A 16881-nucleotide genomic window follows, 5' to 3' on the forward strand; every position below is an offset into this window, starting at 1 on the left:
GTGACTCGGTTCCCGGCCACAACGTTTTCGCCTTTTGCATGGCTGAGGGGAATGAAACAGCGCACCATTGGCAGGTATTTGCTGACGGGGGTTACGGCGCGTGCATAAAGTTCGACCAAGACCGGCTGTTATCTGCCATTCGTAATAATCAAAATGTCCGACACAGCCATGTCTCTTACGTTCAATGGCACGATCTGTCATCAGGGCACAACCCATCGGGCTTCCCCTTCATTAAGCGCTCAGTTTTTCGGTTCGAGAAAGAGTATAGGCTTGTGGCGACAGTACCCGCATCAGACTCTTCGCCTGAAGCTTACAATGTACCGATACCCATCTCGTGCATCACCAGCATTTACCTCAGCGGAGCAATCCCTGCGCCTCACTTCCAAACGCTCTACACGATAATTCGATCATTTCCAGGCTGTGGAAAATTGACATTACGACAGTCAGGGCTACTCCAAAATAAAAAATGGTCGGCATCCGTCCTAGCAAAATCTTCTTCTGAAAGAATGCAGTTGAAAGTTCACCACACACAACCCCAGGGGGAAGGTGATTGAGCTAGGCGCCGTGGCGTAATCTATGCGTCTGCATTTTTACGAGTATAGATCGAAAAAGACTCAAGTCATCTGCGTCAAATATCTTACTTTCCCTAAGCCACTCGTCACCTAAATCTAATATCCTCGATTGATCATTAAACGCAGCTAAAAAGGCTTCGTTCTTTGCAACGCTGGCCGATGAGTACACCAATGGCAACCGCCTGAACTCTTTTGGCGTCAACTCAAGCACGCCTCCACCGTAAAATCGCCCTTCAATCTCACAAAATAGTAACGTCAATGAATTATAGAATGAAAAACATATGTTCTCCATCGTGTAACCTAGCTTAGGGTACACGTGATATGCAGTATCAGTAGAAAGAACGCCTGCTTTGTTCATGCATAACTTTGGAAGCTTGTGTGATCTTTTAAAAAACAACCCCGGAGCTTGCCGAACTACTGGAATTTTATACCACGGACGCCTGTGAAGAGACTTGTACCTTTTATCGATACCCAGGTCTTCGCCCATTGAGATATATGCATAAGCATGACCATCAAGAGGTTTTCCGTCTGAGGCGCAAAAATCTATTAAGTAACAAGGATCACTCATTTCAAGTGATTGGAAGTCGTCACTTGAAAATATAGGAAGCGATTTGACATATGCGCCCTTTTTTAGAATTGGCCGAGCCCAATCCTCTAATCCAAATCTAAAAACATCTTCCTTTCTCAATATGAAGAAATCATTTGCAGCCGTAACAGTGCCTGCCGAGCTATCGCAATAGTCGCCAACCTTATTCAAATCGGCATACACCTTTGCTAAAAAATCTCTTTCATTGGCATCTAATATAAATGAAATACTCTCCATGTTAGTTGACACAGAAGCCGCTTTGCACCTTGTGGCATCTTTATTCAAATTGTCTAAGCTAGAGACCTTGTGAAAATTCACACCAACCTTATCGGGAACAGCATTCGTAGCGACAAGAACTACTGCGTCCTGATCAATGCTTTTAAAGGCTTTCTCTTCAGGCACGTATATATCGATTTGCTTGAACCGCGCAGCAAGCCACCCCCTTAAAAATTCAGCGTAGTTTACCGTGATGAGCTCGTAAGGAACGACAAAAGCCAAGGTCCCCTTAGGTGAAAGCATGCCCACGGCTGCAACCACAAAAGCAACCCAAGCGTTTTTTAAATGGGTAATTGGGTACTCGGATCTAACCGACAGCGCCTCCACGCCGAGCTTCACGGTAGCTGAAAAGTTATGCTTGCGAACATATGGAGGGTTGCCGATTACGAGGTCGAACCGCACGTCCGCCGCCTCTTGGGCGAACGACAAGAAATCCGATTGCACATAATTGGCGGCGGGTAGATTTTGGCGCGCCGCGTTCAGCGCGACACCATCAATATCTACGCCCGTCACAGCGGCGCTGGTAAAGCGACACTGTGAACTTCTTAAAAAAACGCCATCTCCGCAGCTTGGCTCAAGGATGCTGGCAACGCGTCCAGGCAAAGCACTGCAGATGCGTGCGATCTCATCGGCTACGCTTTGGGGTGTATAAACTACGCCATGCGTCCGCCGCGTGCTTCGGTCAGGCGTCAACAATCTGATCCCTGAATTTATCGTATAGGATTGTCAACTCGTCGATCGCCTCAAGCAGCTGAAGGTAGCTGGAATCTTTAGCGGATAACCCGCTTTTTACCGCGCGTAAATTATCCCTAAGCTCTCGAATTTTTTTCGATTGCCACACAAACTGATGGCGAATGAGATTCAGCTTCAAATGTTTGATCATATACGCACCAACAGGAGTGCGGGGAAGGAACCGACCATCGGCCGACCGATCTAGATGTATTTCATATTCGACCGAACAAGGGTCGACAAAACCCTCGATGTCGTTGTGGGAGATTGATGCATCGCTGCCAATCCATGTGTTTGACTTTGAACGATTACAGAACGGGCAAGCGTATATCAGATTTGAATAGGCAATCTTTAAGAGGGGGAATTTTGAGTGCGGAGCGAAGTGCTCCACGTGATAGACTGACTTCCCCCCCAGAAATGAGTCCGGTGTGTCGCAGTACCCACACGCTTTATCGAAATCTATCCTCAAAGTGGGCTTATATGCCGCGTAGGCAGATCTGATCTCCGGAGCAGACCGAACAGGAACCCTATCTCTCAGCATCTTGCACCTAATTTCCGCTCTTATTCTTGATTTCAACCTCTAACCTGCCAAGCAACTCTTCGGCTTTTTGCAGTATAGAATTGAAAGGAGCTAATGCACTTTCCTTCAATAAACGCGGCACAGCGTCATTTTTGCTCATAGCTGCTTCAAGAAAATCATCAAGATCCAAGGCTTCTTGCAGCTCGTCAGCAGTGAGTGCGCGCTCTGCAGATAGATTTTGCAGCCCAATCAACCGTTCTGCCTTGGTTTGGATCGTGGTTTGGTGCTCGTCGATTTTAGCTTTAACCCGCGTAAAAAACGGCAGTTCTGTTTTGGGCTTGCCGTTCTCATCCGGCTCTAAATCGGATTTCGGGAAGATCACATTTACATCGATGTTATGGTTTAGAGCTTCTCCAACATAGTTGGTCATCAAGAAGCAAGGATACCCTTCGTATCGATCTTGGAATTCCCGAACTAAATCCAAGCCATCGTACTGGATACCTGTTTTCTTATCTCCCAACTTATAGTCCGAAATAACAACTTGGCACTTTGATTCTACTATATACTCGATCATTTCTTCCATATTTTTTAAAGGAAGAATTGTTGACACTTCGCTTTTGGAAAAATGGCCCGACCGGTATGCGGCTCGGATTACCCGATTTCCTTCCGCAGGCTCCTCATCAATGTACAGAAGGTTCATTTTCATCAACTCTAGAAATAGGTAGGCGAATCTCGATCCCAAATCCATGCCCTAACGGATTTCGCACATCTGCTGAGCCGCCATTACTACGAACGATCGATTCAAGAATCCACATGCCCAACCCCGTTCCGATCGCGTTGCCGGATGAATCCTTTTTTGTAGTCACAGCAAATTCAAAAATATCGTTTGGCTTGCCGATAGTTAGATCAAGCCCAGGACCGTTATCAGTGTAGTCAATTTGCAATTCTCCCTTAACATTCACAATCGATTCAATAGTTATAAGGCGGGGAGTGTCCAAAACCGAGTCGGTAAACGCCTCAATGGAGTTAAGGATCAAATTGTTAAAAATACTATCAATATCTATCTCATATGCGAGTACATTGGGCGAAGGAGAAACATTCAGATCCAACTTGAGTTCAATTTCACGAGGCAGGAGAAACCCCTTCCAATAATTAGCCAAGGTGTTGATGTGGGCCTGTATATCTATATGCTTCCGACGTCGCCGTTCGGGCCTCACGGAATTCAGCGCAAAGCTAAACCACTGCTTTACCTTTCTGTCTTCTTCTGCCCACTCGTCGAGCATTATGTATGGGTTGAAGGCATCTTGTTCGAGAGCAGCCGTTTCTCTTGAAATGTAATCACCCAAGATTCCCGCCATCTCGATTGCACGTGTTCCCATGGCATTCTGGAGTTGGCCCATCTCATGTGAAAAGGATACAAGTACAGTCCCCAAAGTGGCTAGCGAGCGCAGCATCACCTGCTCTTCCCGAAGGTCGCGAATTTCAGCTTGCTGCACCTTGACGGTCTTGCTTAGCGTCAGGGCTTCTTCTTGTGCGGTTGGCGGCAAGGCTAGCGGCAAGGATTGCAGTTTACTGCCCTTCTGAGCCGACTCTTTGGCGGCCTCTCTGACCAACTTTTCTGCTATCTTTTCCCCCTTCAGTCGCGTCAGCTCGTCTTCATCAAGTTCTTTGAACAACTCAAGCAAATTGAATAAAATCGTACTGCGATCTCGCTCGAACTCGCGAATTGAACGGAGCAGCAAGTCAATAAACACTTCAAATTCAGGGCTCTCGACAATTGCTTCACGGTTCGACTGATCGCCAAGGGCCGCATTTGCTTGTCTCGAAATTTTTACCGTACCAGAAATGTTTTGCGGTGAAACTGGCCAGCTTTTCCGGGAGGGCTGAACGGGGTTTGCGGCACGTCTCTGCCCTAAGCCGAGCCAGTCGAAAGCTCGACTTCCAACCTCGCCATAAGGGCGGACGAAGAAATTGTCTCTATAGATCTTTATACCCGCGAAGCGATCCATCCAATCCTTTCGAGGGCCCGGATTGAACGACCGATAAGGATACTTGCGCTGGTCGTCTCCTGAGCCTAGCGAAAGCTTATAGAAACGAAATACAGCCGAAAATGGACCAAGTATTTTAGCGGTGGAAATAGCCTTTATATTTTTAGGGCCAAATATCTGCTCGAGGGTCTTTGTGTACGTTATAGATTTCTTTCCAAATGACGCTTTGTCAAATGGAAACACTTTCATTTCTTCTCTTAAAAAGAGCTCGGATGGAAATTCACTTACATTAAGCTCATTACGCCAGATTGTATAGGTCGCCACACCCTCTTCAGAGAACTCAACTTCTAACTTATAGTCGTAGTCCTCTAGGACTTCAGAAAATATCTCAATATCAGTTGAGGGCGAACTATCATCGTAGACAACGATCTTGAAGGACGATTGCTCATCTGGTGGCACGAGGGATGAGAGCGCGCGCCGAAGTCTGCTGGTTGCTTCAGCCGCCCACGCATCTCGTAAGCCAGAAATTCTAATGCAGGTGCCAGTGTCCCACTTGAAACTCTCTATCTCGCCCTCTTTTATGGGTTCGTCGCTTTTTTTTGGCCTCGGCTGCAAGACTGAGCTGATTTCCTTTATACTCAGCAGCTCAGTAACATCTGATTGGAAATCGGCTGTGCCTTCGTCCAGCGTTGCCTTAACCTGATCTAAGACCGCGTTTTCATCCTCGAACGCGCGCCAATCCACTCGCCAGGTCAACGTTACATCGCTTCCATCCGATGTAAGACTTTTTGAACTTAGCTTGCAGGTTTCACCAAGCCTATCCAATGCAAATCGACCAATACCCTTTGCCCCGGTACGAGTTCGACCGGCGGCCGACAGCACATTTTGCTCCTTGAAATTTGTCCCGATAACCATCCAGTTCTTTTCAATGGCATCGGAAGACATTCCCGCACCGTTGTCTAATATCCAAAGGTCTCGTATACGCAAAATGTCAGAATTTATTTTCCCGCCACTCTCTTCATTAAAATCACCGACTAAATTGTACCTAATACCGTCCTTATGATAAATTTGGCTAGCGTCATTAACGATGGCGAGTAGCTCGTTATATTCAGACTCAGAGATGCTTAGGGGAAGTGTGGTGTAGCGTTTTCGAAACGCGATCACACACACTCGTGCGTCTGCATCGTAAGAATTCTTGACCAGTTCGGAAACCGCCGCGTCCGCTGTTGACACATTTTCACGGCCAATGAGACGAGCCGTCTTAGCAGACACTTTGAATGAAAGTTGTTTAGTCATAATTTTATCTCACGGTTGACGAACCGTATCGGATTCTTCGCACCCTGTAACGAGAAAACATCTTTGATTCTAAGCGGACAGATAGCAGTACGAACGTTCGAAATGCGCACAGCTCTCTAAATGTCTGCTTTTAAAATTTTCTTTGACGGCGAAAGTCTGCAAAGGGCCAACTACGGAAAAACCCGTTTCGATGCCACCAACACGAAGAGTTTAACTATGTACCTTGAATAGGTTCCAGAAACGATCGAGGCACTCTCGATAAAGTGCAATCTTAAAGATCAGAGTTCCGCTTCCTGAAGCCCAGACGTCATACCCCTCATGAACGCACTTATTCCCTATTTGGATCGGGGAATAACAAGAAATGAAGGGCGGATGATATGATCATAAACTGCGGGTTTAAACTGCGTCACGACTTGCTTGTGAGCGTCGCTACGCTCGGGCTTCTCACTGGTCTCGGCGCGCAAGCTGCTCCGCGCTGGATGGAAACTCTGGATCGGGGCGCGGTCGCAGTGCCTGCCATTAACGGTGGCAATCTGGTGAGTTGGCGTCTTCTGGCGACAGATGCGCCCAAGACGACATTCGACGTCTATCGGGACGGCAAAAAGATAAATAGCCGCACCTTAAGTGGCGCTACGAACCTTGTAGATAAGGACGGAACACCCCAGTCCACCTACGTTATCCGAACCCGCCTCAAGGGCAAGACCACAGAGGCAAGTGAGCCGGTAAGGGCTTGGGCGGACGGTTACCTCAGCGTGCCGATCCAACGCCCTGAAGGCGGTGTCACGCCGACCGGAGAAGCCTATAGCTATATGGCTTACGAGGCCAGTGTCGCCGATCTGGACGGCGATGGCCGTTATGAGATCATCGTTAAATGGGACCCGTCCAATTCAAAGGATAATGCCTTCGACGGTTATACCGGTGAGGTCTATATCGACGCCTATACGCTTGAAGGCAAGCAGCTGTGGCGGATCAATCTGGGACGGAACATACGTGCCGGTGCCCACTACACGCAGTTTCAGGTTTACGACTACGATGGCGACGGGCGTGCCGAAATGGCCGTGCGTACCAGCGACGGCACCATAGACGGCACAGGCAAGGTTCTGGGGGATCCTGATGCCGACTGGCGCGAAACCGGTGGAGAAACCCCATCGACTGACCGCACCGGTGGCGTGGTTAAAGCCGACGGGAGTATGATCGCACCATTGCAGGGCCGTATTATAAAAGGTCCTGAGTTTCTCACGATCTTTGACGGCCTGACCGGCGAAGCACGGGCCAGCGAACTTTTCTGGCCTTCTCGCGATCCCCGCACCGATGCCCCGACGGCAGAACAACTCACCGAAACATGGGGCGACGGCTATGCCAATCGTTCCGACCGGTTTCTCGCAGGCACCGCCTACCTTGACGGGCAGCGCCCCAGCATCATCATGACGCGCGGCTATTATGCCCGCTCGACGCTGGCGGCATGGGACTATCGCGACGGCAAGCTGACGCAGCGCTGGACATTCGATTCAGACGCACAGCCCGAACCCGCAAAATGGGGCGGACAAGGTAATCACTCGCTTTCGGTCGCCGATGTCGATGGCGACGGACGCGATGAGATCATCTATGGGTCCATGGCCATCGACGATAACGGCGCGGGCCTTTGGTCGGCTGAACTCCGGCATGGCGATGCGCTTCATGTCAGCAATTTTGATCCGTCACGTCCGGGGCTTGAGCGGTTTGGCGTCCACGAGCAGCCTTCTGGTAACGGAGGCATCATTACGGCCATGCTGGATGCCGCCACTGGCGAACGCCTATGGACGATTTCCGGCAACCGCGACAATGGGCGCGGCATTATCATGGACATTGATCCGCGCTATGCGGGAGCCGAGTCGTGGACAGCCAATGACCCCGATGTGCGTGACGCCAGGGGCAATTCAATCGGTACGGTCAAGCCGCAAACCAACAAGTTTGCGGTCTGGTGGGATGGCGACCTTCTGCGCGAACAACTTGAGAAAACCACCATCTACAAATGGAACTGGCAGGAACAACGCTCTGAACGCTTACTGACGGCAGAGAACACGATATCGCCGGGCGCGCCGCTGTTCAGCGGGGACATTCTCGGGGATTGGCGTGAAGAAGTAATCTGGGCAGCCGCAGACCATCAATCGCTGCGTATCTATGCGACGCCCTATCCCACTAAACACCGTCTGGTGACGCTTCTGCACGATGCGCAGTACCGCGTCGCCCTTGCCTGGCAGAACAGCGCCTACAACCAGCCACCTCACCCAAGCTTCTATCTGGGCGATGGCATGAAGGCACCGCCAACTCCTCAAATCACCCTCGTAAAACCGACAACAAAATAATCTCATCTCACTACAGGCAGAATTTCTATGACTCGCAAACGCTGGATAAACCTCTTTACCGCCTTAAGCCTTACCGCATCTCTGGCCATGCCTTTGAGCGCCGTTGCACAAGACGCGCCGCACTTAAAAAAACAGGGCACGGCCACACAACTGATCGTTGATGGCAAACCCTTGTTGATTCTGGGCGGTGAGCTTGGCAATTCGACCGCCTCGGACCTCAAATATCTGGATGGCTACTGGCCGACGCTTAAGGCCATAGGCCTGAATACGATCATTGCGCCGGTCGAGTGGGATCAGATCGAACCCAAAGAGGGGATATATGATTTCGCCCCGCTTGAGGGCCTGATCAAACAGGCCGAAGCCAATAATGTTAAGGTGGTTCTGTTGTGGTTCGGTGCGTGGAAAAATTCCATGTCCAGCTATGCGCCGCCCTATATCAAGCACAACTATAAAACCTATAGTCGGGCGCAGGACGACAAGGGTGTGCCTCTGGATATTTTAAGCCCTTACGATCCGGATAATCTGACGGCAAACCAGCGGGTGTTTGGCGCACTCATGGGCCACCTGAAGACCTTCGATAAGAACCACACCGTCGTCATGGTGCAGGTCGAAAACGAGCCGGGCATGTTGCCCGTCGTGCGTGACTATAGCCCGCAAGCGCAAGCCGCCTATAAGGGGCAGGTGCCGAAGACCCTGACCGCCTATCTGCAAAAGCACAAGGCCAGTCTACATCCTTATGTTCGTGACGTCTGGGCCGCCAAAGGCAACAAAACCGCAGGTACATGGTCTGAGGTCTTTGGCGACAGCATCGAGGCTCAGGAAATCTTTCAGGCCTGGGGCTATGCGGTCTATCTCAATGAACTGACCAAGTCCGGTAAGGCTGCCTATGATATGCCGATGTACGTCAATGTGGCGCTCAACAGCCCTGAGCAAAAGCCGGGCGAATACCCGAGCGCAGGCCCTCTGCCGCATCTGTTCGACATCTGGAAAGCCGGCGGGCCGGACATCGACCTGATGGCCATGGATATCTATTACCCGAATTACCTAGAGTGGGCCGATAAGTTTAAACGTCCCGACAATCCGGTATTCGTGCCTGAAGCCAACAGAGCCGGTAAAACCGACGCAGGCGGCAATGCGTTTTATACGCTTGGTGAGCTGGACGGGATAGGGTTTGCGCCGTTCCATATCGAAACTCTGCCAGATCATGAAACACACCCACTGACGGACGCCTATCGCGTGCTGACCCAGATCGCGCCGATCGTGCTCGCCAACCAAGGCAAGGGCACCATGCGCGGCTTCAAGGCTCCTTTAAGCTACGAAGGGGTGCTGGACGAGACCCCGCGCACCTTCGATCTGGGCGGTTATACCCTCACCGTCTCCATGGTTGATTCCCGCACGCCCAAAGACACGCAGGATATCGCCGCTCATGGCGGCCTGATCATCCAGACGGGTAAGGACGAATTTCTGGCGGCGGGCCGTGGCGTGATCATCAGATTCTCGGATGCGGCGCAGAACTCAGGCTATCGGGTTGGCCTCGAACAGATTGTCGAAGGTGAATTTATCGATGGTCAATGGGTCGGCGGGCGCTGGCTCAATGGTGATGAAAGCGGTCAGGGTCGTTATCTGCGCCTGCCGCCGGAGAAGTTCGGCATCCAGAAACTGAAAGTCTATCGCTACAAATAGGCTGTGGGTGTGAAGGCGATCCGTAAGGCGGGTCGTCTTCACAGGACCGCCGCCTCATCGCGGATATAAACAGGAATTTGAGGAATTACAGGAATGAAACTAAAGGCCTTGATGTTTGCAACGGCGACTCTGTTATCGGCAGCCTCACCGGTCATGACGCAGCAGGCGCAGAGCCGCGCCGACTGGGCGGGTCAGGGCCAGTTATTTGTCGGCACCTGTTACCAGCCGGTTGACCGGTCGCCCGAGCAGATCAAGCTTGATATAGCCTATATGAAACAAGCGGGGCTGACGGTCGTGCGTATGGGCGACCTGTCGTGGGATTATTTCGAACCGCGCGAAGGTCAGTTCACCTTTGAGGCCTTTGACTCGGTAATAGCCCAGATGCACGCGGCGGGCATCAAGGTCATCCTCGATATCGGCGGATCGCCTGCGCCCCTGTGGCTGCACCAGACCTATCCGGGGGTTACACTCGTCAGGGAAGACGGCACAAAGCTTTATCCGGCCGAGCGCTATATGGACGACATCACCGATCCCGATTACCGTCGGCTGCTGCACCGTTTCGCCGACCGATTAACCCAGCGCTATGGCAACCACCCTGCTGTCATCGCCATCGGTTATAATAACGAGATCGGCAATGGCTATATGTCGTTCTCCGAACCCGTCCGCCAGCGCTTCATCAGTTGGCTGAAGGTAAAGTACGACGACCTGTCAGCCGTGAACAAGGCCTGGGCGACACAACGCTGGTCACGCACCCTCACCGATTGGGATCAGATCCGGATCCCGAGCGTTTCCGGCGTAGGCCCCAATGAACGTTACCTCGATATGCGCCGGTTCTGGTCGGATGCCTCGATTGATATACTGAACGACCTTGAGGCGCTTCGCAAAAAGAATGCGCCAACCAAGCCCGCCATATCCAACCTGTTCAGCGACTCGGCCCGCCGTGGCTTCGATTATCTGGCCACCTATCGCCAGTACACGACACATGGGGCCTTCGGGTACTATGCCGGAAACCCGATCGCGGGCGCGTTTGAGACCATGATGATGAAAGGCGCCATGTCGTCGCCGGTGTGGTTTAACGAATTTCAGGCAGGGAATTTCGGTTTCTATGGCGAAAAAGGCCGCTCACGTATGCTGGGCTATTTCGGCCTGCTGAATGGCGGTCAGGGTATGCTCGCCTGGACCTTCAACAGCCACCTTGGTGGCGAAGAACAGATCATCTTCGGCCTCATCGACCACGATGACACGGCCTCATGGAAGCTTGAGGAATGGGGCACCATCTCCAGAGAATTCCAGACGATGCAGACACTGGGCTTCCCGCGTGAGATTAACCCCGAGATAGCCGTCTCCTATTCATGGGAATCGCGACAGGCCGCGAGCCGTGAAGCCGAAGGCATCCGGCTGAACAAGTACTATACGACCCCCTACAGGGATCATAAGTTCAACGCCTTTGGCCCGCTGTATAATGACAATATCGACGTAGCCGTCATCAACATCGCTCACGAAGACCTGAGCCGGTACAAGCTGCTGGTCATCGCCGGTGAATATTTGATGGACAAGGCCTCAACCGACGCCGTACGCAAATATGTCAGCGATGGAGGTACGGTCATCATGACGGCCTTGTCGGCCAAGGTGAATGAAAACAACCAGTTCTATAACACGCCCTTGCCGGGCAATCTCAGTGATATTTTCGGTCTAAAAACCCGCGAATTTTACCATAACCCCCAACCGCTGACCGGCACTATTAACGGGATAGATTTCAAGACCACCATCAACCATTACGAGATACTTGAGCCATCCACAGCCGAAGTTATGGCGCGGTTTTCCAACATCGAAGGCGCTCCGCCGGTCGTCACGGTAAACCGCTTTGGCAAGGGCAAGGCCATCTATGTTGCCACCCATGCACAGCCCGCAGTGCTTCAACCCCTGTACCGCCAGCTTTATCAGGAACTTGGTATAGAGGCGGGGCCGGTAACGCCCGAAGGCGTCTATGCCCGCGTCGTCGATGGCCGCACACTGTACGTTAATACGAGCCGCAAACCGGTCGAGATCAACATCGATGGCCGCAGGAAAGGCCTCCTAACCGGTGAAAACTGGAATGATAAGCTGCAACTCGGTATCAATGGTGTCGATATTCTGGAATAGCTGGAGAAGGGATTAAGTCCAAAGCTGTGAAAACCGTGACCGCAAAACCTCAGACAGATATCGAACGCCTCAACGACCGCTACCGGTCGGCGATGATGTCTTTCTATATGCGTCGATCCGTCAGCCGCAGTGATGCGGAAGACATGACGCAGGAGGTTTTTGTGCGCCTGATTGCTTCCTATTCGGGTGAGGTCGAAAACGTCGACGCCTATATTTTCCAGATCGCCGCCAACATCCTGCGTGACCGTGCGCGCAAGGTGAAGGTGCGCAATTCCGACATGGCGCGCCAGAATCTGGAGGACATGGATAGGGTCGATCTGTTCGATCCGTCACGCATCTTGCTTGGGCGTGAATCCTTAAGGGCGGTTTCAAAACACCTCGATGACCTGCCGGAAAAGACACGGGATATATTCATCCTTTATCGCATCGAAGGCCTGCAACAGAGTGACATCGCCTCAGGCTACCACATCAGCGAACGCGCCGTTCGTAAACACATTGCCAAGGCCATGGAGCACATCATGCGTGAACTCAGTAACGAGGGGCAAGGCGGATGACCCACTCTAAACCACAAGACATTGTTCAGGATGCCGCCTTCTGGTGCACATTGTTAACCGCTGGGCCACTCACTGCGGCGGAACAGCGCGACCTTAATGCCTGGCTGGCCGAAGCCCCTGAAAATGCTGAGGCGTTAAAAGAAGCGCTCAGGGTGTGGGATAGTTTCGATGTCGATCCCCTGCCCGCAGAATTTGATATTCAACGATCTGATGCACTGAGCCGATTCAGGCAGGCAAAAAAGAGTCACGCGCGTAACAACACACGCCGCTATTGGGGTGCGGCTATAGCAGCCAGTCTGGTGCTTGCGGTTACCGCCGGAAGCTATTTTACATTTTTCAAGGCACCTGAAACGGTCATTTACGCAACTCTCCCCGCCGAGAGCCGCGTGGTTGCTCTCAATGACGGATCAAAGGTTACGCTCGACGCTGACACCTCGATCAAGGTGCAGTTCAGCCGCAATATGCGTCAGGTATGGCTGACACATGGACGGGCGAATTTTGAAGTTGCGGGCAATCCCGTTCGTCCGTTTACGGTTGAGGCTTCGGATCGAACCGTAGTCGCCACCGGCACAGAATTCTCGGTCGAAAAGCTGAATTCGGAACTGCGGGTAGTGCTCTATGAGGGCCATGTGGCGATTATGGCTAAAAAAGCGGCAATAGGCTTGTCCGGTTCAGCCCCTGAAGGTGCCGAAAGCTATACAGAAGTGGCTCTGGAGCCGGGTTCAACGTATGTCTATTCGACAGCGGCCAATTCGACGCGCGTGGTACCGTCACGCAAAAGCGATGACCTTGGGTGGCAAAAAGGGATTCTGGCCTTTGATCAGGAACCCTTAAGTCTGGCGGTGGAACGGGCCAACCGGTATTCCGAGAATAAAATTACCCTTCAAAATATCAAGCGTCAGGACATTAAGATAAGCGGCGTTTTTAAAGCGGGCGATCAGGCGGCGTTCGTTGATGGTGTGGCAACCTTCCACGGGTTCAGGGCGCGTCAGACTAAAACCGGATACATTCTCTCGGACCAATAGGCAGAAGGCCGTGACCCCTGTTTCTTTTTCGGCTATGTACCAGAAAAGCGGCACATAGCAGCCGCAGGCATGCTGGATTCGCTGAATGAAATTGAGGCTGGGGATTCATGCCCTGAGGTGGTCAGGTTTAGTCATTGCCACAGGCATATGGCCGTTAATGCTATCGCCTGACATAGCCATTGCACAAACCCGCGCCCAATCGTTCAATATCCCTGCACAGCCCCTTGATAAAGCCCTGTTTGACTATACCTCCCAATCCGGTCAGCAGGTTATCTATGACGGGGGTGCCATCGCCGGCAAGACAGGCAAGGCGGTCAAAGGCCCTCTCACACGCCAGCAGGCGTTACAAAAGCTTCTTGAAGGTACCGGACTGGGGTTTCGGGTTCGTCCATCCGGTGTCGCCATTCTCTATAAGGTCAATGACACCGAGTTACTCCCCCCACCACCCGCACGCGCAGCGCCTCCCGTTGTGGAACCTGAGCCTGTCGAGGTAATTGTCACCGCCACCAAGCGACCACGACACCTTCAGAGAGTGCCTATGGCTGTATCACAGGTCAAGGCGCGGTCATTAGAGGTGTCCGGCACAGATCAGATTGAGGAGTTATCCAAGGTCATTCCGGCCCTGACGGTCATTCAGGGCGATACCCCTGCCAACAGTGCCTACTCATTACGCGGCATAGGCACGGTTGCCATCTCCGTCTCGGCGGAACCGAGTGTGCTTGTGCAGGTCGATGATGTGCCTGCGATGTTTCAGGCCCGTGCCTTCGTTGATATGACAGATGTTGACCGTATCGAAACCTTGCGTGGTCCGCAAAACACCCTTTACGGGAAATCATCTTCGGCGGGGATCATCAATATTATGACGACCGGGCCGACCAAAAATTTCACGGCTTCGGCCACCAGTGTTCTGACTTCTGATCAGGAATATCGGGCGTCATTTTACACCTCAGGCCCCGCAGGCCCGGATCTCTATTTCCGCATCGCCGGAAATCTGGGTGACTATGCCGGTTCAGCCAAAAATCTGACGCTGAACAAGCGGGTTAACGGCTATGCCAGCCAGAGCCTGAGAACAAAGCTGTTGTGGTCACCCAATAATCAAACGCAGGCACTTGGGTCGGTCTGGTATAATCACAACCGCACCACCTGCTGTGCCTACACATTGCATTCAGCGCCTGAAGGCGTAAGCCTAAATCCCGATGGTGGGCCGGTTCAGGAACCGCAGGACAGTTTCCTCGCCGGTGTCAAACCTGATAAGACAAACAGCTCTCTACGGCAGGATACACGAACCTTCGCCGACCTGACGGACTTTGGGGCGTCGATTAGGTTTGAGCATATTTTTGGCGGCGGATTCCGGTTTACCTCCGTTAGTAGCGCCACAGATTTCCGTATGCACGATCAGGTCGATTCAGACGGGGGCGTCCTGCCGAACTATGCCGCCCGCCAGATCAGTGCCGGTCAACTGCACCCGTCTGATTATGAACAACTGATACATGCGGAACCGCGTTTTGCGAACCTTTCCGTCGAAGGCAATGTTCAGTTCGGCAACTACCGCGCTACAGGCAAAACGCAGGAATTTCGCCTGCTGTCACCAGCGGATTCCCTGCGATATATGGTGGGCGTGTTTTTCTCCGAACATGAGGTCAGGCACAAAAGCGCGCGCGGCCCGGCATTTATCCCACACAGATGGAATGCTCTGGCCACCAATCGTGACGCGGACCTGTTCGGGCAAATCGACTGGACGTTCAGGCCGCGACTATCGCTGTCAGTCGGGGCGCGAACCCAGCACAAAACTATCGGCTATCGATTTGATGACCTGCTCAGAGAGGCCACATTTTCAGGTGAACATTCTGAAACAGCGACCAGTTATCGTGCAAGTTTGCAGCGTACAAGCGAGCAGGGCAACACGCTCTATGTAGCGATGGCCTCAGGCTACAAAGGCTCCGCGTTTGATCTCTCAAGCGGCTTTGATCAGGCCCGCGCGGATGGTGGACCTGTCCGACCGGAAAGGGCAAGGTCTGTCGAAGCCGGATGGCGGGTGCGTAACACCAAAGGCGACTATGCCAATGTTTCCGTTTTTCGGGTCGATTACGACAATTTCCAAAGTCAGGTGATTGACTATGATACGTCAACAACTTTCCTGACTAATGTGGAGAAAGTGCGCACGCAGGGGGTCGAATTCGATGCCTTTTTACGGGTGATGCCTGACTGGCGGCTCACCTTTGCCGGTCATTATCTTGACGCCAAAATCGTCAGCTACCCGGACGCGCCCTGTTATATCGGGCAAACGTCCCAGGAAGGCTGCACAGGTACGCCAGCCCATCAGAACATTTCCGACCGTCAACTTCCAAACGCTTCCCGCTGGAAATTCAACCTGATAAGCGACAATCATTTCCGGCCGGATGCAAACCACTGGCTTGTGGTCAGCACCGCCTACAGATGGCAGAGCGGGATGACATTTGCGATGACTCAGCATCCCAACGCCCGCCAAAAATCTTTCGGTATTCTGGATATGTCCGTCGGTCTGCATGACCGCGACGAAAAATACGCACTCATCGTCTTCGTCAGCAATATCTTCGATACCTTTTATGTAGCCACCCGCCAATCGGACGGACGCACCCACCCCGTGTCAGTCATCCAGATACCGGCTCGGGATTCCGCGCGTTATGTGGGCTTGCGTTTGACATATAGTCCGTGACGCTCTGCTTAGAATGCGCGACCCACATACCTCCGCCGAAGTCAGTGACACGCTATCCTTTCGCGTTTTAAAGTCTGCTACTCTTACGAATGAAAATAGCAGCGCTCTTCAAATATCGGCTAATTTTCTGACTCAATCGCCGTTTCGGCTTGATAAAAATCGTTCCATCCATAACCCAAACATGCGCCTTCTGCCCTTCACGGAGTTGAAGTTGCGCCACTATTTCGTCTGGGATAAGACACTGAAGGTCACCGTTATCAAGACATTGCCATTCAACATCCCAGTTGGATTTCGTTATGTCTTCTTTTTCCACTTCATTTCCTCTTGGATTGAACCGCGCCGGGTTTGCCGGAGACCCCAACTCGTGAGAAGTAGGGTCTATGACAAGCAAGACGACAAACAAATTTTCCCCTGAAGTGCGCGTCCGCGCCGTTCGAATGGTGGTCGAGCACGAAGCTGAACATCCTTCC

11 protein-coding genes are annotated in these 16881 nt (G+C 52.1%); 6 read left to right on the plus strand and 5 right to left on the minus strand.

Annotated features, from left to right (window positions below; all coding sequences use genetic code 11):
- Window positions 1-555 precede the first annotated feature (555 nt).
- Genes E5201_RS12280 through E5201_RS12295 form a run of 4 tightly spaced genes read right to left on the minus strand, consistent with a single transcriptional unit; the run spans window position 556 to window position 5967 of the window.
- Window positions 556-2130, minus strand: coding sequence for an Eco57I restriction-modification methylase domain-containing protein (locus tag E5201_RS12280; RefSeq protein WP_181404626.1), 1575 nt, complete (start codon window positions 2128-2130; stop codon window positions 556-558).
- Window positions 2117-2704, minus strand: coding sequence for an HNH endonuclease (locus E5201_RS15135; RefSeq protein WP_140986406.1), 588 nt, complete (start codon window positions 2702-2704; stop codon window positions 2117-2119). Before E5201_RS15135 ends, E5201_RS12280 begins: the two co-directional genes overlap by 14 nt.
- Window positions 2705-2711: 7 nt before the next feature.
- Window positions 2712-3383: a hypothetical protein gene (locus E5201_RS12290; RefSeq protein ID WP_140986408.1), complete on the minus strand. Its 672-nt coding sequence runs from the start codon at window positions 3381-3383 to the stop codon at window positions 2712-2714.
- Window positions 3364-5967: a sensor histidine kinase gene (locus E5201_RS12295; RefSeq protein WP_140986410.1), complete on the minus strand. Its 2604-nt coding sequence runs from the start codon at window positions 5965-5967 to the stop codon at window positions 3364-3366. Before E5201_RS12295 ends, E5201_RS12290 begins: the two co-directional genes overlap by 20 nt.
- Before the next feature lie 377 nt (window positions 5968-6344).
- Here E5201_RS12295 and E5201_RS12300 point away from each other — a divergent pair, with 377 nt between their 5' ends.
- The 6 genes from E5201_RS12300 (at window position 6345) to E5201_RS12325 (ending at window position 16411) form a co-directional block, all read left to right on the plus strand.
- Window positions 6345-8312 carry a rhamnogalacturonan lyase gene (locus E5201_RS12300; protein WP_246050684.1) on the plus strand — a complete coding sequence of 656 codons (1968 nt, stop codon included), beginning with the start codon at window positions 6345-6347 and terminating at the stop codon, window positions 8310-8312.
- A gap of 27 nt (window positions 8313-8339) precedes the next feature.
- Complete coding sequence (locus tag E5201_RS12305) at window positions 8340-9995, plus strand: GH35 family beta-galactosidase (RefSeq protein WP_140986412.1); 1656 nt, start codon at window positions 8340-8342, stop codon at window positions 9993-9995.
- A gap of 93 nt (window positions 9996-10088) precedes the next feature.
- Window positions 10089-12137, plus strand: a complete 2049-nt coding sequence (locus E5201_RS12310) for a beta-galactosidase (protein ID WP_219993626.1) — start codon at window positions 10089-10091, stop codon at window positions 12135-12137.
- Window positions 12138-12172: 35 nt separating this feature from the next.
- Window positions 12173-12691, plus strand: coding sequence for an RNA polymerase sigma factor (locus tag E5201_RS12315; RefSeq protein ID WP_246050686.1), 519 nt, complete (start codon window positions 12173-12175; stop codon window positions 12689-12691).
- The gene (locus E5201_RS12320; protein WP_140986414.1) at window positions 12688-13716 is read left to right on the plus strand and encodes a FecR family protein; all 1029 of its coding nucleotides are present in this window, start codon (window positions 12688-12690) and stop codon (window positions 13714-13716) included. Before E5201_RS12315 ends, E5201_RS12320 begins: the two co-directional genes overlap by 4 nt.
- An 85-nt stretch (window positions 13717-13801) precedes the next feature.
- Window positions 13802-16411 carry a TonB-dependent receptor gene (locus E5201_RS12325; RefSeq protein ID WP_140986415.1) on the plus strand — a complete coding sequence of 870 codons (2610 nt, stop codon included), beginning with the start codon at window positions 13802-13804 and terminating at the stop codon, window positions 16409-16411.
- A 67-nt stretch (window positions 16412-16478) separates the two neighbouring features.
- On the opposite strand, the gene E5201_RS12330 is transcribed toward E5201_RS12325, so the two are convergent.
- On the minus strand, window positions 16479-16881 hold a 403-nt coding region (locus tag E5201_RS12330; protein WP_219993635.1), incomplete at its 5' end, for an AbrB/MazE/SpoVT family DNA-binding domain-containing protein.

The organism is Asticcacaulis tiandongensis (genome assembly GCF_006475605.1).
Lineage (GTDB): Bacteria > Pseudomonadota > Alphaproteobacteria > Caulobacterales > Caulobacteraceae > Asticcacaulis > Asticcacaulis tiandongensis.